Origin of the sequence: Bacillus sp. 204(2023) (assembly GCF_037027505.1) — a bacterium.
Taxonomy (GTDB): Bacteria; Bacillota; Bacilli; order Bacillales; family Bacillaceae; genus Bacillus; species Bacillus subtilis.
In genome coordinates, this window is the sequence record NZ_JAXCHE010000003.1 from 91,352 (window position 1) to 108,563 (window position 17,212).

Consider the following 17,212-nt stretch of genomic DNA (forward strand, 5'->3'; position numbering starts at 1 on the left):
TGAGAAGATGCAGCGCATATTGCTTGTAGAAGACGACCACTCAATCAGTGAACTGGTGGATCATTATTTAACAAAAGAAGGCTTTGGAATTGTGCATGCTTTCGACGGAGAAGAGGGCATCCGGCTGTTTCAGCAGGGTTCATACGATTTGGTCCTCCTTGATATCATGCTCCCGAAGCTGAACGGCATGGATTTTCTGAAAATCATCCGGGAAAAAAGCAATATACCGGTCTTAATGATTTCGGCAAAAGACGGAGATGTGGACAAGGCATTGGGACTGGGCTTTGGGGCGGATGATTATATCGCCAAACCGTTTTCGATGATTGAGCTGACAGCCAGAGTAAAAGCCGCGATACGGCGGGCGACGCAATATTCGGCAGAGGAGCCGGCTGTGAATAAGGTGATCCGGATTCACCAGCTTGCGATAGACGTAGACAATGTTTCCGTTTTGAAAAACGGACAACCGCTCCAGCTGACGTCAACAGAATGGCAGCTGCTGTGCTTATTTGCATCAAATCCTAAAAAAGTGTTTACGAAAGAACAAATCTACCGTTCCGTCTGGAATGAAGAGTACTTTGATGATCAGAACATCATTAACGTACATATGCGGCGGCTCAGAGAAAAGATTGAGGATGACCCCTCCTCCCCTCAATATATTAAAACGCTATGGGGCATCGGTTATAAATTAGGAGAGTTTTAGAATGACAGTGCTATGGGTGGCCGCTGTCATCGCTCTGGCGTGTCTGAATGTGGTTCAATTCATAATGAAAAAGAAGCGGGACGGGAATCTGGCTTACACGGCAGAACAGCTTAGCTACATGCTCAGCCGGGATTCGGCAGGACAAATTTTGCTTCCTACAGACGATCATGCGCTCAAAGAATTGCTTGTTAACATCAATCTTATCGTTGAGAATCGTCAGCAGATCAGCGCCCAATTTGCCAAAACAGAGCAATCCATGAAGCGGATGCTGACCAATATGTCGCACGACCTGAAAACGCCGTTAACGGTCATTCTCGGTTATGTCGAAGCCATTCAAAGTGACCCGAACATGCCGGACGAAGAGCGGGAAAGATTGCTGGAGAAGCTCCGCCAGAAAACGAATGAACTCATTCAGATGATCAACTCCTTTTTTGATTTAGCGAAATTAGAATCTGAAGATAAAGAGATCCCGATCACCAAAGTACATATGAACGACATATGCAAACGAAATATCCTGCACTATTATGACGCTGTTCAGTCAAAAGGCTTTCAAGCAGCCATCGATATCCCGGATACGCCGGTGTATGCGCAGGCGAATGAAGAGGCTCTGGACAGAATTCTGCAAAACCTATTGTCCAATGCGATTCAATATGGCGCGGCCGGCAAGTTAATCGGGCTGACGCTGTCTTATGATGAGAGGAACATCGCCATCACCGTATGGGATCGCGGAAAAGGGATTAGTGAAACTGATCAGCAGCGCGTGTTTGAGAGGCTGTACACACTTGAAGAATCCAGAAATAAAGCATTTCAAGGAAGCGGACTGGGTTTAACCATCACAAAACGGCTTACAGAAAAAATGGGAGGCACCATATCCGTCCAAAGCAAGCCGTACGAACGGACTGCATTTACGATCACATTGAAACGCATGACATATTAATCGTAAGAATTTCTTAAGGTTTGAGAAATAAAAATGACAGGGCTCGCCGCTACAATAGAAAACAGGAAAAGAGAGGGAAGGAGAAACAAAGTTGACTTATATCGTACAAACAAACGGGCTGACCAAAACGTATCAGGGCATAGAGGTCGTATCCAATGTCAGCATGCATATTAAAAAAGGTGAAATCTATGGCTTTCTCGGCCCGAACGGCGCGGGGAAAACAACCATCATGAAAATGCTGACGAGCCTTGTCAAACCGACAAGCGGTGAAATCATCATCCTTGGGAACAAGTTCACCCACACGTCATATGAGGTGCTGGGGAACATCGGCAGCATGATTGAATATCCGATTTTTTATGAAAACCTGACAGCTGAAGAAAATTTAGATCTGCATTGTGAATATATGGGATACCACAATAAAAAAGCCATACAAGAAGTGCTGGATATGGTGAATTTAAAACAAATCGACAAAAAACCCGTCAAAACCTTTTCCCTCGGGATGAAGCAGCGCCTTGGAATTGCGCGTGCCATCCTTACAAAGCCGGATCTGCTTATTCTGGATGAGCCGGTGAATGGGCTTGACCCTCTCGGCATTAAAAAGATCAGGCAATTGTTTCAAGTGCTGAGCAAAGAGTACGGTATGACGCTGCTGATCTCAAGCCACTTGCTGAGTGAAATCGAACAAATTGCGGATACGATCGGCGTCATTCGGGACGGCAGGCTGCTTGAAGAGGTGTCAATGGAAGATGTCAGAGGCCAGAACACTGAATACATCGAGCTTGTTACATCGAATCAGACAAGGGCCTGCTTTGTGCTGGAGAAAGAGCTGCAATTAACTAACTTTAAAATATTAAATGAGAAAACGATTCGAATTTACGAGGCTGAAGCCTCTCAGGCTGCCATATCCAAAGCATTGATTTTAAATGATGTAGACATTGAATCAATGAACAAAAAGTATACGTCGCTGGAGGATTATTTTATCAAATTGATCAACGGCAATAGCATCAGTGCGTAAAGGAGGAGAGACACGTTGATGAATTTGATCAGAATCGAATTAAGAAAAATGAAAATGGGCTGGTATATCAGAGGTGCCCTTATTGCCAACGTGATCATTATGGGTTTTATGTGGCTGATCAGTTATTCCGAAAAAGCCGATGGCGGGGTTTCGTTCCAAAGTACGGATGAAGCATTCCTCATCATCGGTACCTTTGTCAGAGCGGTATTTATCGTATTTGGCGCTGTGCTGATCGTAAAATTGGTGATTTCGGAATATAAAAACAAAACCATTCTTGTGATGTTCACGTACCCGATCAGCCGTAAAAAGCTGCTCACCGCTAAGCTCATGATCGCGGGCGGACTGACGTTTATCACGATTTTACTTTCAAATATACTCATAGCCGCCGGTTTCTTTTGGCTGAACTCGATCTACCATTTCATACCGGGAGAGCTTACTTCCGAGATCATTTCTCAACAGGCGGTCAAAATGGCGGTTTTCGCTTTTGGCGCCGCTGGAACCAGTTTAGTTCCCATCTTTTTTGGGATGCGTAGACACTCGGTTCCGGCGACCATCATTTCATCTGTAGTAATTGTGATGCTCATCAGCTCAACAAGTCCGGGCTTCTCGATTTCATCTGTTGTGTATATCCCGTTATCGTTAGCGGCATTCGGATTGTTCTTTTCCTACATGGCGATCAGGAATGCGGACAAGCAGGATGCGTAAACAAAGGCGCCCAATATGGTATAAAAGGCCGATGCTGTCAGCACCGGCCTTTCCATTATGAGTCTGTTCTTGTTTCAAGATAATGCTTCTTGCCAATCTCTTTGCTCATCATATAGAAATGGAAGCAATATTCACCGATTGCCATGACAATCGCGCCGAATAAAGCCGCCAATGCAACTTCACCGCCAGTCATCCCCATAGAAAGCGGCATGCCCATCAGCCAGATCACGAGAAAGGCCAAACCAAAATCAGCCAAAGTTGCAATCATATTATTCCATTTCGGCAATACATAAAGATCGCCCAGCAAATAAGAAATAACCCCTAACACAATCGTCATTAGCAGCGTATCACCAAACGTGAACCCAAAGCCCAGACCAAGCACCAGATACAACACAATAATCGTCATAATACCTTTAATAGCGAGCGCTTTCACATGTGTCATTACAATTCCTCCTTTTGTCATTTGATTTGTTATGTATAATTCCTCAAATGTAAAAAGTTAAACCTTATTTCTTTTCGGAGGCGGGTGTAAATCTGCTGGGGAGGGGTCAATGATGTGAATCCAGGAATTGAGTCTGCGGCGCTTCGACAGCGGAAATGTGAAGCTTGTACTGCACCGGACGCTGCTTTGATGCCCAACAGCCCATTATGTTTGCTGTTTTTAGATGAATAAATTTAAAAACTTCTCCTGTCCCTCCGTCATCACTTCTGAAGTAATGAAATATGATGAAAAGAGATCAAGGGGAGGTGACGTGATGGCGGTCGTGAGAGCAACGAGTGCGGATGTCGATTTGATGGCAAGGCTGCTCAGAGCGGAAGCGGAAGGTGAAGGCAAGCAGGGGATGCTGCTTGTCGGCAACGTTGGAATTAATCGGCTGCGGGCGAATTGCTCAGATTTTAAAGGCCTCCGTACCATCAGGCAGATGATTTATCAGCCACACGCGTTTGAGGCTGTGACTCATGGATATTTTTATCAAAGAGCGCGGGATAGCGAGCGTGCCCTTGCACGCCGGTCGATTAATGGTGAAAGGCGCTGGCCTGCAAAATTTAGTTTATGGTATTTCAGGCCGGAGGGGGACTGTCCAGCCCAGTGGTATAACCAGCCGTTTGTGGCCAGATTTAAGTCACACTGCTTTTATCAGCCGACGGCGGAGACGTGTGAAAATGTATATAACACATTTTAGAGACAGGACACCGTTCAAGTTGAACGGTGTTTTTCTTTGAAAAGATGCAATGGAAAATATTCCTGTGAGATAATCGAAGAAAAAAGAGCTGACGGAGATGACAGAATGGCAACAATTGACCTGCAAAAGAAAAGTGTAAAGATCGTACTGGAGAAAAAGCAGTTAACGAAGGTGACGGCTCGTGTTGGACTGGTTCTTGATATGACGGGATCGATGAGACCGCTCTACAAAAACGGGACGGTTCAAAATGTGGTGGAGCGGATTTTGGCAGTGGCTGATCAGTTTGATGATAACGGTTTGCTGGATGTATGGGTGTATGATAATGAATTTTCCCGATTAAAGCCAGTTTCAGAAAAGGATTTTTCGGGCTATGTCGATCGTGAAATTTTAAATAATGACCGCTTGCATAAATTCGGCAGAAATGATGAGCCGCCAGTCATGAAGGACGTGCTGCGCAAATATGTTGCGGAGGAACCGAGCTCGTATCCTGCTTTCATTGTTTTTATCAATGACGGGGGCTGTAAAAAGTCAATCAAACCGATAATTGAAGCTTCTTCTGATAAACCGGTGTTCTGGCAGTTTGTCGGCATCGGAAACGGAAATTTTGATTTTCTCAATAAACTGGATACGTTAGAAGGGCGTGTCATTGAAAACACGAACTTCCTGCATATCGAAGAGATTGACCGCATTTCTGATGATGAGCTTTATGATGCTCTGCTTGCTGAATTTCCATTTTGGCTGAAAGAAGCGAAGGAAAAAGGGATTGTAAGAGAACAAGAGCCTCCTGCTGAAAAGCCGAAAAAGAAGGGCTTTTTCAGCAGATTGTTTTCGAAATAACTGATAAGGCACTGAGTCATTCTGCGAAATGGCTCGGTGTTTTTGTTTTTTTAAGATCATGTGAAGAAAAATAGGCCGAATGGGCGGCTTGCAAACGACAGGATATGCAGAAAACGCGTCATTCAGCCAGCTTTCGGCATGTTTCAGCGGCAGGCTTGTGAGGGAAGACCTGTTTTTGATGTTCAGCGCTTACAATCGGTTCACACTTCTTCACAGTCGTTTAACAATGATTTCCTATAATGGAGACGATCAATGAGGAGAGAGGGGATCTTGAATGGCATACGACAGTCGTTTTGATGAATGGGTACAGAAACTGAAAGAGGAAAGCTTTCAAAACAATACGTTTGACCGCCGTAAATTTATTCAAGGAGCGGGGAAGATTGCAGGACTTTCTCTTGGATTAACGATTGCCCAGTCGGTTGGGGCTTTTGAAGTAAATGCTGCGCCTAAATTCTCAAGCTATCCGTTTACATTAGGGGTAGCGTCAGGTGATCCGCTTTCTGACAGTGTCGTGCTCTGGACGCGCCTGGCACCAGATCCGCTGAACGGCGGGGGAATGCCGAAGCAAGCGGTGCCTGTCAAATGGGAGGTCGCAAAGGATGAGCATTTCCGCAAAATCGTAAGAAAAGGCACTGAAATGGCTAAACCGAGTCTTGCCCATTCCGTTCATGTGGAAGCGGACGGGCTTGAGCCAAACAAAGTGTACTATTACCGTTTCAAAACCGGCCATGAACTAAGCCCTGTCGGAAAAACAAAAACACTGCCTGCCCCTGGCGCCAATGTGCCGCAAATGACCTTTGCATTTGCTTCCTGCCAGCAATATGAGCACGGATATTATACGGCCTACAAGCATATGGCAAAGGAAAAGCTTGATCTTGTCTTCCATCTCGGTGATTACATATATGAATACGGCCCAAATGAATATGTATCAAAAACAGGCAATGTCCGCACGCACAACAGCGCGGAAATCATTACGCTGCAAGACTATCGGAACCGTCACGCTCAATACCGTTCTGACGCCAATCTTAAAGCTGCACATGCGGCATTCCCTTGGGTTGTAACCTGGGATGACCATGAAGTTGAAAACAACTATGCCAATAAAATACCTGAAAAAGGACAGTCGGTTGAAGCATTCGTGCTCCGCCGCGCGGCAGCATACCAGGCATACTATGAACATATGCCGCTTCGCATTTCCTCTTTGCCGAATGGCCCAGATATGCAGCTGTACCGGCACTTTACGTACGGAAACCTGGCGTCCTTCAATGTGCTTGATACCCGCCAGTACAGGGACGACCAAGCCAATAACGATGGCAATAAGCCGCCTTCTGATGAATCGCGCAATCCGAATCGGACCCTGCTTGGAAAAGAACAGGAGCAGTGGCTCTTCAACAATTTGAGCAGCTCGACTGCCCACTGGAATGTGCTGGCACAGCAGATTTTCTTTGCCAAGTGGAATTTCGGGACAAGCGCAAGTCCGATCTACAGCATGGATTCGTGGGACGGCTACCCGGCTCAGCGCGAACGGGTGATCAATTTCATTAAAAGCAAAAATCTGAATAATGTTGTCGTACTGACAGGTGATGTACACGCAAGCTGGGCATCGAATTTGCATGTCGATTTCGAGAAGACAAGTTCAAAAATATTCGGAGCCGAATTTGTCGGAACCTCGATCACTTCCGGAGGGAACGGAGCGGATAAGCGGGCGGATACGGACCAAATTTTAAAAGAAAATCCGCACATCAAGTTCTTTAACGACTATCGCGGATATGTCCGCTGTACAGTGACGCCTCACCAGTGGAAAGCCGATTATCGGGTGATGCCGTTTGTGACCGAGCCGGGCGCAGCCATTTCCACGAGGGCTTCATTCGTTTACCAGAAAGACCAAACTGGGTTGAGAAAGGTATCATCCACAACAATCCAAGGCGGGGTGAAGCAATCCGATGAGGTCGAAGAGGATCGTTTCTTTGCGCACAACAAAGCCCACGAAAAACAAATGATTAAGAAGCGGGCAAAAATCACGAATTAAGGAGTGGAAATTATGTTTTCAAACATTGGAATACCGGGCTTGATTTTGATCTTCGTCATCGCCCTCATTATTTTTGGCCCTTCCAAGCTGCCGGAAATCGGGCGTGCCGCCGGACGGACACTGCTGGAATTTAAAAGCGCCACAAAATCACTTGTGTCTGGTGATGAAAAAGAAGAGAAATCAGCTGAGCTGACAGCGGTAAAGCAGGACAAAAACGCGGGCTGAATGCTGATGAGGCAGACACCGGGTCTGCCTCTTTTTTTATGAAAGGGAGGGCTTTTTTGAATGGATAAAAAAGAAACCCATCTGATCGGGCATTTAGAAGAGCTTCGCCGCCGGATTATCGTCACCCTTGCGGCATTTTTTCTATTTCTCATCACGGCTTTTTTGTTCGTACAGGACATTTATGACTGGCTGATCAGGGATTTGGATAGAAAGCTGGCTGTGCTTGGGCCGAGTGAAATCCTCTGGGTGTATATGATGCTTTCCGGCATTTGTGCCATTGCGGCTTCTATCCCTGTTGCCGCGTACCAGCTGTGGCGTTTCGTTGCACCCGCGCTGACGAAAACGGAGCGCAAGGTGACGCTCATGTACATACCAGGTTTATTTGTGTTGTTTTTGGCGGGCATCTCCTTCGGATACTTTGTCTTGTTTCCGATCGTGCTCAGCTTTTTGACTCATTTATCCTCTGGCCACTTTGAAACGATGTTTACGGCTGACCGCTACTTTAGGTTTATGGTGAATTTGAGCCTGCCGTTCGGCTTCTTGTTTGAGATGCCCTTGGTGGTGATGTTTTTAACAAGGCTGGGCATCTTAAATCCTTACAGACTGGCCAAAGCGAGAAAGCTGTCCTATTTTCTGCTGATTGTCGTGTCCATATTGATTACACCGCCTGATTTTATTTCTGATTTTCTCGTGATGATCCCGCTTCTTGTCCTGTTTGAAGTGAGTGTCACCCTATCGGCGTTTGTCTATAAAAAGAGGCTGAGGGAAGAAACAGCGGCGGCCGCTTAGTGCAGCGTACCGCCCGGTGACTTCACATCCTCATCATATTGTGCGGCCGTAACAGCGGCGATTCTCAATGCCCGGACAATCATGTCCAGGCTGAGGCTCGGCGCTGTTTTGTCGATTGTTTGCTCCGGAATGTAAGGAATATGAATAAAACCGCCGCGAATGTGCGGGGATGTCCGGCTAATGTGATCCATTAACCCGTAGAACAAATAGTTGCATACAAAGGTCCCCGCTGTGTAGGAAACCGCAGCTGGAATGCCGTGTTCCTTCATCTTAGCAGTCATTCGTTTCACGGGAAGCCCTGTCCAGTAAGCGGCGGGCCCATCTGGAGAAATCTCTTCATCAATCGGCTGATGTCCTTCGTTATCGGGGATTCGCGCATCTGCAAGGTTGATCGCCACTCGTTCCGGTGTAATCTGCATCCGTCCTCCTGCTTGGCCGACACAAATCACGATATCCGGCTGATGTTTTTGAATGGCTTGGCGCAGAGTGTCCAGAGCGGATCTAAAGACGGTTGGAATTTGTTCCGCTGTAATAATGGCTTCTTCCGTCTCGAAGCCATTAAGCCGTTTCGCCGCTTCCCATGATGGATTGACGGTTTCTTTGTCAAAAGGGTCAAAGCCTGTGATCAGCACTTTTTTTCTCATTCTCCCATCTCCTTTTTCTTTTATTCTATTGTTTATTTATGGGTTTTTCATCAAAATAATGTAAAGGAGTGAATCATAATGGAGCATTTGCCGCAGCAGTATCGTCATTTATTCCCAACCTTGCAGACGCATACGATGCTTGCCAGCTGTTCTCAGAGCGCATTGGCAGAGCCTGTATCAAGGGCGATCCAGGATTATCATGATAGCCTGCTGTATATGGGGACGAACTGGAAAGAAGCGATCGAAAAAACAGAGTTTGCGAGAAACGAGTTTGCAAAGCTGATCGGGGCTGAACCGGATGAAGTGGCGATTGTGCCGTCAGTTTCTGATGCGCTGGTTTCTGTAGCATCGTCCTTAACTGCATTTGGAAAGAAGCACGTTGTATATACAGATATGGATTTTCCGGCGGTGCCTCATGTTTGGCAGGCACACTCCGATTATACCGTATCCGTCATTCCATCAATAGACGGCGTGCTGCCGCTTGAACAATATGAAACGCATATTTCGGATGAAACAGTACTGACGTGTGTTCCTCACGTTCATTATCGTGACGGCTATGTTCAGGATATAAAAGCGATTGCCGAGATTTCTCAGAGTAAGGGCTCTTTATTGTTTGTAGATGCTTATCAATCAGCCGGGCATATTCCCATTGATGTGAAGGAATGGGGCGTAGATATGCTGGCGTCAGGCACCCGAAAGTATTTGCTCGGCATACCGGGTGTGGCGTTTCTTTATGTGAGAAAGGAGCTGGCTGACGCACTGAAGCCGAAAGCATCAGCTTGGTTCGGAAGAGAGAGCGGATTTGATGGGGCTTATGCAAAAGACGCGCGCCGTTTTCAAACGGGCACCCCAGCTTTTATCAGCGTATACGCAGCTGCAGCGGCTTTATCGCTGCTGAATCATATTGGGGTTTCTCATATCAGGGATCATGTGAAAACGATCTGTGCCGATGCAGTTCAATATGCCGCTGAAAAAGGCCTGCAGCTGGCGGCGGCACAAGGTGGGGATCAGCCAGGCATGGTTGCGATCCGGGATGAGCGGGTATCGGAAACGGCGGCGTTGCTGAAGAAGAAAAAAGTGATTTGTGCGCCGCGGGAAAATGTTATCCGTCTCGCTCCCCATTTTTATAATACGAAGGAGGAAATGCGGTACGCGATTGATGAAATCGCGGCGAAAACGATCCACAAGTAAACATAAAAAAAGCCCCCGAACAACAGTCAGGGGCTTTTCATATTAATGATCTACTTTCACGCGCTTCATAAAGAAAGCGCCAATCAAACCGATAATGGCAACAATCATTGCAAACACAAATGCGTGCTGTACACCCGCTGTCAAAGCTTGCGGGATGACTGCCGGATCGGCAGGGTTTTTAACTGTACTCATATAATCATGCTGTCCTGCAGCCATAATGCTGACCGCAACCGCTGTTCCGATAGCGCCGGCCATTTGCTGCAGCGTGTTCATAATGGCGGTGCCGTCTGGATAAAATTCGCGCGGCAGTTGGTTTAAACCGTTTGTCTGTGCAGGCATCATGATCATAGAAATCCCGATCATCAAGCAGGTGTGCAGGATGATAATCAGCACAGCTGTTGAAGTGGTCGTTACATTTGAGAAGAACCATAGTACAACTGTGACAATCACAAATCCCGGAATGACAAGCCATTTCGGCCCGTATTTATCGAACAAGCGGCCTGTAACAGGGGACATAAATCCATTTAAAATACCGCCCGGCAAGAGAACAAGACCAGATGCAAATGCAGTCAGGACTAAGCCGCCTTGCAGATACATCGGCAGAAGCAGCATAGATGACAGAATGACCATCATACAAATGAACACCATGATCACACCCAAAATAAACATCGGGTATTTGAACGCACGGAGGTTCATCATCGGCTGCTTCATTGTCAGCTGGCGGATTGAAAATAGGATAAGGCCGACAACGCCGACAATCAGCGACACGATAACAGTCGGGCTGGACCATCCCCCGGAGCCTTCACCCGCGTTGCTGAATCCGAACACAATGCCGCCGAAGCCAATCGTCGACAGGATGATAGACAATACATCGATTTTCGGCTTTGTCGTTTCAGATACATTCTGCATATATGCGATACCGAACACAAGCGCCAGCACAAGGAATGGAAGAGAGATCCAGAAAATCCAGTGCCAGTTGAGGTGCTCCAGAACCAATCCTGAGAAAGTTGGGCCGATGGCGGGCGCGAACATAATGACAAGACCGATCGTTCCCATTGCGGCGCCCCGTTTATGAGGCGGGAAAATCACCAAGATTGTGTTAAACATTAGGGGCAGTAAAAGACCGGTTCCAAGTGCCTGAACGATCCTTGCCGCCAATAAAAACGGGAAGCTTGGCGCGAGTGCCGCGATCAAGGTTCCTATAATTGAAAAGATAAGTGACACGGTAAAAAGCTGTCTTGTTGTGAACCACTGCAACAGCAGTCCTGAAACAGGAACAAGGATACCGAGTACAAGCAGGTAGCCCGTCGTTAACCATTGGACGGTTGCCGCTGTAATGTTCAATTCCTTCATAAGGTCGGTTAACGCAATATTCAGCGCTGTTTCACTGAACATGCCGATAAAACCGGCCAACAGCAAGGAAATCATAATCGGCATCACTTTGTATTGCTGAGATGCTTTAGCTGTTGTTTCCAAAATCATTTCCCCTCTCTATCAACTGCATGTAGTATGTCGTTTTTTTATCTCTTCAGCAGGTCAGGAATGCAGCTGGAGATATGAAGGAGCGGCGTACTGTTTTTTGCCGTCAAAGATAAAAGAATACCGCCTTCAATCATCGCGTTAACCACAGTGCTGGCTTCTTTTGCACGGCTCTCGCTGCAGCCAGTCTGCCGCAGTTTTTCCTCATACACAGAGGCCCATTCTTTGTAGGCTTCATGACAGGCTTCGCGCAACGGTTCGCTTTTCAATGACGTCTCAGCCGCTAGCAAGCCCACAGGCAAGCCTTCAATGTCTTCCGTACATGAAAACTGGCAGGAGAGCTCCTTCAAAAAGGCTTGAATGCCTTCCGCTGGATCGGTGTAGGCTTCCATACAGTCCGCGATTTTCTGACGGATATACTCCTTCATCTCATTTACGGCTTCGATCGCAAGCTGTTCTTTACCCCCGGGAAAGTGGTAGTAAAGAGAGCCTTTAGGCGCGCCGCTTTCCTTTATAATCTGGTTCAGCCCCGTGCCGTAATACCCCTGCAGCTGAAAAAGCCGGGTAGCTGCCGAAAGGATTTTCTCACGGGAATCTCCATAACTCATAACATTCCCACCTTACTGAATTGCAATCAAAAATATAGTGACTGGTCTATTATCTTGATTCAATCATCAATTGTCAAGAAAAATTCATTGTATGAAAAGACAAAAAAAGAAGGATATGACAACAAAAAATAATGAGAGAAAAGCTGACTGATCTTTTGACTGAATAGATAAAATATTCAATGATTAATCATCATATGGATGTAAGGAGAGAAATAGATGAAAAAACAACGAATGCTTGTACTTTTTACCGCACTATTGTTTGTTTTTACCGGATGTTCACATTCTCCTGAAACAAAAGAATCCCCGAAAGAAAAAACGCAGACACAAAAAGTCTCTTCGGCTTCTGCCTCTGAAAAAAAGGATCTGCCGAATATTAGAATTTTAGCGACAGGAGGCACGATAGCTGGTGCCGATCAATCGAAAACCTCAACAACTGAATATAAAGCAGGTGTTGTCGGCATTGAATCACTGATCGAGGCAGTTCCAGAAATGAAGGACATTGCAAACGTCAGCGGCGAGCAGATTGTTAACGTCGGCAGCACAAATATTGATAATAAAATATTGCTGAAGCTGGCGAAACGCATCAACCACTTGCTCGCTTCAGAAGATGTAGACGGAATCGTCGTGACTCATGGAACAGATACATTGGAGGAGACCGCTTATTTTTTGAATCTTACCGTGAAAAGTGATAAACCGGTTGTTATTGTCGGTTCGATGAGACCTTCCACAGCCATCAGCGCTGATGGGCCTTCTAACCTGTACAATGCAGTGAAAGTGGCAGGTGCCCCTGAGGCAAAAGAGAAAGGGACGCTTGTTGTTCTTAACGACCGAATTGCCTCAGCACGATATGTCACCAAAACAAACACAACCACAACAGATACATTTAAATCAGAAGAAATGGGCTTCGTCGGAACAATTGCAGATGATATCTATTTTAATAATGAGATTACCCGTAAGCATACGAAGGACACGGATTTCTCGGTTTCTAATCTTGATGAGCTGCCGCAGGTTGACATTATCTATGGATACCAAAATGACGGAAGCTACCTGTTTGACGCTGCAGTAAAAGCCGGAGCAAAGGGGATTGTATTTGCCGGTTCTGGGAACGGGTCTTTATCTGATGCAGCCGAAAAAGGAGCGGACAGCGCAGTCAAAAAAGGCGTCACAGTGGTGCGCTCTACCCGCACGGGAAATGGTGTCGTGACGCAAAACAAAGACTATGAGGAAAAGGACCTGCTGGCATCGAACTCTTTAAACCCCCAAAAAGCACGGATGTTGCTGATGCTTGCGCTTACCAAAACAAATGATCCTCAAAAAATCCAAGCTTATTTCAATGAGTATTGAAGAAAAGAAGGCGAATAAGCCTTCTTTTTTGGTTTTTTAGGACCAATAATGACCTCTGAATCTTAAAATTTCTTTAAAAATAAGCCAAAATTACCCTTTACTTAATTAATTTGGTAACGTAATATAATTGGAGAATTTGTTACAAAAAAAGGAGGATATTATGAAATTTGTAAAAAGAAGGATCATTGCACTTGTAACAATTTTGATGCTGTCTGTTACATCGCTGTTTGCGTTGCAGCCGTCAGCAAAAGCCGCTGAACACAATCCAGTCGTTATGGTTCACGGTATTGGAGGGGCATCATTCAATTTTGCGGGAATTAAGAGCTATCTCGTATCTCAGGGCTGGTCGCGGGACAAGCTGTATGCAGTTGATTTTTGGGACAAAACAGGCACAAATTATAACAATGGCCCGGTATTATCACGATTTGTGCAAAAGGTTTTAGATGAAACGGGTGCGAAAAAAGTGGATATTGTCGCTCACAGCATGGGGGGCGCGAACACACTTTACTACATAAAAAATCTGGACGGCGGAAATAAAGTTGAAAACGTCGTGACGCTTGGCGGCGCCAACCGTTTGACGACAGGCAAGGCGCTTCCGGGAACAGATCCAAATCAAAAGATTTTATACACATCCATTTACAGCAGTGCCGATATGATTGTCATGAATTATTTATCAAGATTAGACGGTGCTAGAAACGTTCAAATCCATGGCGTTGGACACATCGGCCTTCTGTACAGCAGCCAAGTCAACAGCCTGATTAAAGAAGGGCTGAACGGCGGGGGCCAGAATACAAACTAATGAGATCAATAACCTTGAAGAATTCTATTCTTCAAGGTTATTCTGCTTTCAGCACAATGGTTTTCGCAGCCATATCATGAACGGTTTGTTTTTTCTTCGTAAATGCGGCAGTCAAATAGATCAGGCGGGAGAACACATGCACCCACGCTATGATGTAGCGGACAATCGCCTGTAGGAGAGAAATTTTCTCGTGTGTTTCGTCCCTCACGATTTGCAGCCCGATGATTTTTTTGCCCAGTGTGCCCTTCCAATTTGTCAGCGGCATCAGCAAAGGGTACACAATCAGCATCAATATGGCGACAATAATGACACCGGCGGACCCATCGCCAAACGTAAATCCGGCTGCCAAAATCACTGCTGCGGCAATGATTACATCAAGTACAAGAGCGCAGGCGCGCAGCATAAAACCAGCTAGTTCCAACTTAAACACTCCTTAAAATTTTAGATAAACACCTAATGATTGTAAAAAAGAAGGGCCTAAAGTGGGAATAGGTGATAAGCCTTAAATCACAAAAGTTGGTGAAAATGTCATAGGTAAATTGGCATAATAAGCCAGCTTATCACATTACCAAATTCTTTTTTAGCCCGAAACCAAGCCCTCAGAAGTTATTTTTGTTAAAATAGAAAAGTTACAACAGAATTCGGAGGGTTTATTGTGGGAAAAGTGAAACGAAATGCCCCTTGCCCATGCGGCAGCGGCAAGAAATATAAAAAATGCTGCGGAAGTAAAGTTGTCGACTTCCCGGCGGAACTAGCGGCAAAAGAAGCGAAACAAATTCAGGAAGACTTAGTGGAGTATGCCTTCACAGTACATAGAGAAAGCATTTCAGGCTTTATCAACCAGCATGGTTTTCTTTCTGCTATGGACAGACAGACGAAAGACATCAGCGTATTTAACTTAGGAATCTGGGGAATCTTCTTCCACCCGCTTGCTGGTGAGAAGACAATCTTCGAAGAGTACCTTCAGAAAAAAGGCGATTCGATCACTCGTCCGAAAACGCGTGAGATCGTAGAATCATGGCAGAGCATGACGCCTGCTTTATTGCTGCTGAAGGACCTGAAGGAAGGCATCATTCACTTTGAAGATGTCATTACGGCAAAACAATTCGAAGTGGAAATGGACGCCGGCAATCAAGACCTTCCTCCAGTGGGAAGCCTGATTCTTGGATACCCAATCCACGAAGCGGAAAAAGCAGAATTCTTCATGCAGTTCACGATCTTCCCGGTGAAGAGAACAGAAGCGCTGATCAGCAAGGTGAAGAAATATGCGGATGCCGCTGTGAAGGAAGGCAAAACGCCGGAGGACTTCATGAAGCAGGAATTCAACAACGTTCTGTTCGCGTTGTTAGCTGAGAAAGATGAAGAGCCACAAGCAGAGAAAGCGGAAGTAAGCACTGTTGAGTGGGCAAACGACTTGGAGAAAGAAACCGCTGCGGCTATTGAAGAAGGCATGAGCGGGGAAGAGTATCCGACTGAATTGATCCCAGCTGTTATTGACATCTGGAAAACATTCTGCGAGAAAAAATCACCTGTCATCAGAAAGCCGGAAGCTTTTGCGGCGGCAGTTGAATATTATGTAAACGCGATCTCTCTCAACGGCGCGTCCGTTTCTCAAGCTAAACTGGCGAAAAAATACGGAGTTAGTGCATCAACGATTTCCAGCCGTTACAAAGAAATTGAAAGCACGCTGCAAGATGAAGCAGATCGTTTTGCACAAGCGTTATCCTCATAATGAAAAAAACCTTGAAAAGCCGGGCTTTTCAAGGTTTTTTTATTTCTGAAACGGAATTTTGATTTCTAACCGGAAGATGGGGTGGCGGTAGGTAAAATCCAGCCTGCCAAAAGCGCTCTTCACCAGTTTTTGAATGATATATGTGCCCATGCCTTCATGAGCGCCGTTTTTCGTTGAGCGGCCAAACGATTGATAGATTGTATCGAGCACTTTTGGGTCCATCCCGGGAGTGCTGTTTTCACAAGTCAGTACATAAAGTCCGCTGCGCAGTGAAGTCTCCAGTTTAATCTCTGCTTTTTCTCGGGCCTCCGCCGCGCTGTCGAGCGCATTTTCTAATATGTTGCCGACCAAGCTGACCTGATCAGCAGGCGAAAACGGAAGGGAAGAAAGCGGTGTATGAATATGCAGCGAAACACTCACATTCGAGGCGCGGGCTTTTTCTAAAAAATCATAAAGCACCCCTGCAACGTACGCGTTCTCTCCCTTCAAAAATCGGTCATATTGACTGTATTGATCCGCCCAGTTTTGAATATATGCTTGTGTATCTGCCTTGGGCTGAGCTGATTTGATTGCAGTGATATGTTTCATTGTGTCATGATTCCGGCTTCTGACATCAATCAGCATTTGATTGGCGTGCTGTTCAGCTTGAGTCAGCTTATCAATTTGATCAGAAAGCCTTGCCTGCAAAGCAGACTGTCCGATACGGAGCCCTTCACACCCTGCAAATATCGCGATTACACATAATGCCTGCATGATGTCTGTGCCGATCAGCACCACTCCCGCCGACATCACTTGAATCACGGCAATCCATGCACAAAGCCCTGAGGAACAGTGTTTCCACACCCGCTTCGTATTCCAAATGTACAATCCTGCAGCAGCTGCGCCTAAAACAGCGGTGAGCCAAGAGGCGGCTGTGCTGTGTGAAAAAGCAGCAGCTCCCTGATAACATATGAAACTAAATAAAATCAGATAAAGACATTGAAAAAGGGTAATCACG

General features: G+C 46.0%; 20 protein-coding genes and 1 pseudogene. 14 read left to right on the forward strand and 7 right to left on the reverse strand.

Going from position 1 to position 17,212, the window contains the following annotated elements; translation table 11 throughout:
• Positions 1-19: 19 nt before the first annotated feature.
• The 4 genes from ycbL to WA279_RS07795 all read left to right on the forward strand — a co-directional run bounded on the left by ycbL (position 20) and on the right by WA279_RS07795 (position 3,357).
• Positions 20-700 carry a two-component system response regulator YcbL gene (gene ycbL / locus WA279_RS07780; protein WP_336155215.1) on the forward strand — a complete coding sequence of 227 codons (681 nt, stop codon included), beginning with the start codon at positions 20-22 and terminating at the stop codon, positions 698-700.
• 1 nt (position 701) lies between these two features.
• Positions 702-1,637: a two-component system sensor histidine kinase YcbM gene (ycbM, locus tag WA279_RS07785; protein WP_336154925.1), complete on the forward strand. Its 936-nt coding sequence runs from the start codon at positions 702-704 to the stop codon at positions 1,635-1,637.
• Positions 1,638-1,728: 91 nt separating this feature from the next.
• Complete coding sequence (locus WA279_RS07790) at positions 1,729-2,652, forward strand: ABC transporter ATP-binding protein (protein ID WP_038827618.1); 924 nt, start codon at positions 1,729-1,731, stop codon at positions 2,650-2,652.
• An 18-nt stretch (positions 2,653-2,670) separates the two neighbouring features.
• A complete protein-coding gene (locus WA279_RS07795; protein ID WP_080121049.1) occupies positions 2,671-3,357 on the forward strand; it encodes an ABC transporter permease in 687 nt (228 codons plus the stop codon).
• Here WA279_RS07795 and WA279_RS07800 read toward each other — a convergent pair.
• Positions 3,318-3,453 (reverse strand): annotated as a pseudogene (locus WA279_RS07800) (hypothetical protein). The gene WA279_RS07795 and the pseudogene WA279_RS07800 overlap by 40 nt on opposite strands.
• Entirely contained in the window at positions 3,413-3,799 is a 387-nt protein-coding gene (locus WA279_RS07805) for a YndM family protein (RefSeq protein ID WP_003246313.1), read from the reverse strand. The pseudogene WA279_RS07800 and the gene WA279_RS07805 overlap by 41 nt, the downstream one beginning before the upstream one ends.
• Positions 3,800-4,112: 313 nt before the next feature.
• Here WA279_RS07805 and cwlJ point away from each other — a divergent pair, with 313 nt between their 5' ends.
• The 6 genes from cwlJ (at position 4,113) to tatC (ending at position 8,418) form a co-directional block, all read left to right on the forward strand.
• Entirely contained in the window at positions 4,113-4,541 is a 429-nt protein-coding gene (gene cwlJ / locus WA279_RS07810; protein ID WP_015715185.1) for a cell wall hydrolase CwlJ, read from the forward strand.
• 105 nt (positions 4,542-4,646) lie between these two features.
• Positions 4,647-5,378, forward strand: coding sequence for a vWA domain-containing protein (locus WA279_RS07815; RefSeq protein ID WP_336154930.1), 732 nt, complete (start codon positions 4,647-4,649; stop codon positions 5,376-5,378).
• A 79-nt stretch (positions 5,379-5,457) separates the two neighbouring features.
• Positions 5,458-5,634 (forward strand): hypothetical protein, encoded by a 177-nt coding sequence (locus WA279_RS07820; RefSeq protein ID WP_003234785.1) that lies wholly within the window; start codon positions 5,458-5,460, stop codon positions 5,632-5,634.
• An 18-nt stretch (positions 5,635-5,652) separates the two neighbouring features.
• On the forward strand, positions 5,653-7,404 hold the full coding sequence (gene phoD / locus WA279_RS07825; RefSeq protein WP_332276393.1) for an alkaline phosphatase PhoD: 1,752 nt from the start codon (positions 5,653-5,655) through the stop codon (positions 7,402-7,404).
• Positions 7,405-7,416: 12 nt separating this feature from the next.
• On the forward strand, positions 7,417-7,629 hold the full coding sequence (tatAD, locus tag WA279_RS07830) for a sec-independent protein translocase protein TatAD (RefSeq protein ID WP_003223835.1): 213 nt from the start codon (positions 7,417-7,419) through the stop codon (positions 7,627-7,629).
• Between the two features lie 60 nt (positions 7,630-7,689).
• Entirely contained in the window at positions 7,690-8,418 is a 729-nt protein-coding gene (gene tatC / locus WA279_RS07835) for a twin-arginine translocase subunit TatC (RefSeq protein ID WP_336154932.1), read from the forward strand.
• On the opposite strand, the gene pcp is transcribed toward tatC, so the two are convergent.
• Positions 8,415-9,062: a pyroglutamyl-peptidase I gene (pcp, locus tag WA279_RS07840; protein ID WP_336154933.1), complete on the reverse strand. Its 648-nt coding sequence runs from the start codon at positions 9,060-9,062 to the stop codon at positions 8,415-8,417. The two genes, tatC and pcp, sit on opposite strands and share 4 nt — an antisense overlap.
• A gap of 78 nt (positions 9,063-9,140) precedes the next feature.
• Between pcp and WA279_RS07845 the strand changes: the two genes are divergently transcribed.
• Positions 9,141-10,253: an aminotransferase class V-fold PLP-dependent enzyme gene (locus WA279_RS07845; RefSeq protein WP_336154934.1), complete on the forward strand. Its 1,113-nt coding sequence runs from the start codon at positions 9,141-9,143 to the stop codon at positions 10,251-10,253.
• A 42-nt stretch (positions 10,254-10,295) separates the two neighbouring features.
• Here the strand turns inward: WA279_RS07845 and lmr(B) are convergent, their stop codons facing one another.
• Together lmr(B) and lmrA are read right to left on the reverse strand one after the other, a co-directional pair.
• A complete protein-coding gene (gene lmr(B) / locus WA279_RS07850; protein WP_032728901.1) occupies positions 10,296-11,735 on the reverse strand; it encodes a lincomycin efflux MFS transporter Lmr(B) in 1,440 nt (479 codons plus the stop codon).
• 38 nt (positions 11,736-11,773) lie between these two features.
• On the reverse strand, positions 11,774-12,340 hold the full coding sequence (lmrA, locus tag WA279_RS07855; protein ID WP_003234771.1) for a transcriptional regulator LmrA: 567 nt from the start codon (positions 12,338-12,340) through the stop codon (positions 11,774-11,776).
• A gap of 216 nt (positions 12,341-12,556) precedes the next feature.
• On the opposite strand from lmrA, the gene ansZ reads away from it, so the two are divergent.
• Both ansZ and lipA read left to right on the forward strand, forming a co-directional pair.
• A complete protein-coding gene (ansZ, locus tag WA279_RS07860; RefSeq protein WP_336154937.1) occupies positions 12,557-13,684 on the forward strand; it encodes an asparaginase AnsZ in 1,128 nt (375 codons plus the stop codon).
• A gap of 160 nt (positions 13,685-13,844) precedes the next feature.
• On the forward strand, positions 13,845-14,483 hold the full coding sequence (gene lipA / locus WA279_RS07865) for a lipase LipA (RefSeq protein WP_015715191.1): 639 nt from the start codon (positions 13,845-13,847) through the stop codon (positions 14,481-14,483).
• 37 nt (positions 14,484-14,520) lie between these two features.
• Here lipA and WA279_RS07870 read toward each other — a convergent pair whose 3' ends face one another.
• Positions 14,521-14,904 carry an RDD family protein gene (locus WA279_RS07870; RefSeq protein ID WP_071578728.1) on the reverse strand — a complete coding sequence of 128 codons (384 nt, stop codon included), beginning with the start codon at positions 14,902-14,904 and terminating at the stop codon, positions 14,521-14,523.
• 234 nt (positions 14,905-15,138) lie between these two features.
• On the opposite strand from WA279_RS07870, the gene WA279_RS07875 reads away from it, so the two are divergent.
• Positions 15,139-16,215, forward strand: coding sequence for a helix-turn-helix domain-containing protein (locus WA279_RS07875; RefSeq protein WP_336154941.1), 1,077 nt, complete (start codon positions 15,139-15,141; stop codon positions 16,213-16,215).
• A gap of 39 nt (positions 16,216-16,254) precedes the next feature.
• On the opposite strand, the gene natK is transcribed toward WA279_RS07875, so the two are convergent.
• Positions 16,255-17,211, reverse strand: coding sequence for a two-component system sensor histidine kinase NatK (gene natK, locus WA279_RS07880; protein WP_336154942.1), 957 nt, complete (start codon positions 17,209-17,211; stop codon positions 16,255-16,257).
• Position 17,212: the final 1 nt, after the last annotated feature.

Excerpts from the sequence above, each read along its gene's own strand:
- WA279_RS07845 (WP_336154934.1), top strand. The coding sequence starts at position 9,141 with ATGGAGCATTTGCCGCAGCAGTATCGTCATTTATTCCCAACCTTGCAG.
- ansZ (WP_336154937.1), top strand. The coding sequence starts at position 12,557 with ATGAAAAAACAACGAATGCTTGTACTTTTTACCGCACTATTGTTTGTT.
- tatAD (WP_003223835.1), top strand. The coding sequence starts at position 7,417 with ATGTTTTCAAACATTGGAATACCGGGCTTGATTTTGATCTTCGTCATC.
- ycbM (WP_336154925.1), top strand. The coding sequence starts at position 702 with ATGACAGTGCTATGGGTGGCCGCTGTCATCGCTCTGGCGTGTCTGAAT.
- tatC (WP_336154932.1), top strand. The coding sequence starts at position 7,690 with ATGGATAAAAAAGAAACCCATCTGATCGGGCATTTAGAAGAGCTTCGC.
- phoD (WP_332276393.1), top strand. The coding sequence starts at position 5,653 with ATGGCATACGACAGTCGTTTTGATGAATGGGTACAGAAACTGAAAGAG.
- pcp (WP_336154933.1), bottom strand. The coding sequence starts at position 9,062 with ATGAGAAAAAAAGTGCTGATCACAGGCTTTGACCCTTTTGACAAAGAA.
- WA279_RS07815 (WP_336154930.1), top strand. The coding sequence starts at position 4,647 with ATGGCAACAATTGACCTGCAAAAGAAAAGTGTAAAGATCGTACTGGAG.
- lipA (WP_015715191.1), top strand. The coding sequence starts at position 13,845 with ATGAAATTTGTAAAAAGAAGGATCATTGCACTTGTAACAATTTTGATG.
- WA279_RS07820 (WP_003234785.1), top strand. The coding sequence starts at position 5,458 with ATGGGCGGCTTGCAAACGACAGGATATGCAGAAAACGCGTCATTCAGC.
- cwlJ (WP_015715185.1), top strand. The coding sequence starts at position 4,113 with ATGGCGGTCGTGAGAGCAACGAGTGCGGATGTCGATTTGATGGCAAGG.
- WA279_RS07805 (WP_003246313.1), bottom strand. The coding sequence starts at position 3,799 with ATGACACATGTGAAAGCGCTCGCTATTAAAGGTATTATGACGATTATT.
- WA279_RS07795 (WP_080121049.1), top strand. The coding sequence starts at position 2,671 with ATGAATTTGATCAGAATCGAATTAAGAAAAATGAAAATGGGCTGGTAT.
- lmrA (WP_003234771.1), bottom strand. The coding sequence starts at position 12,340 with ATGAGTTATGGAGATTCCCGTGAGAAAATCCTTTCGGCAGCTACCCGG.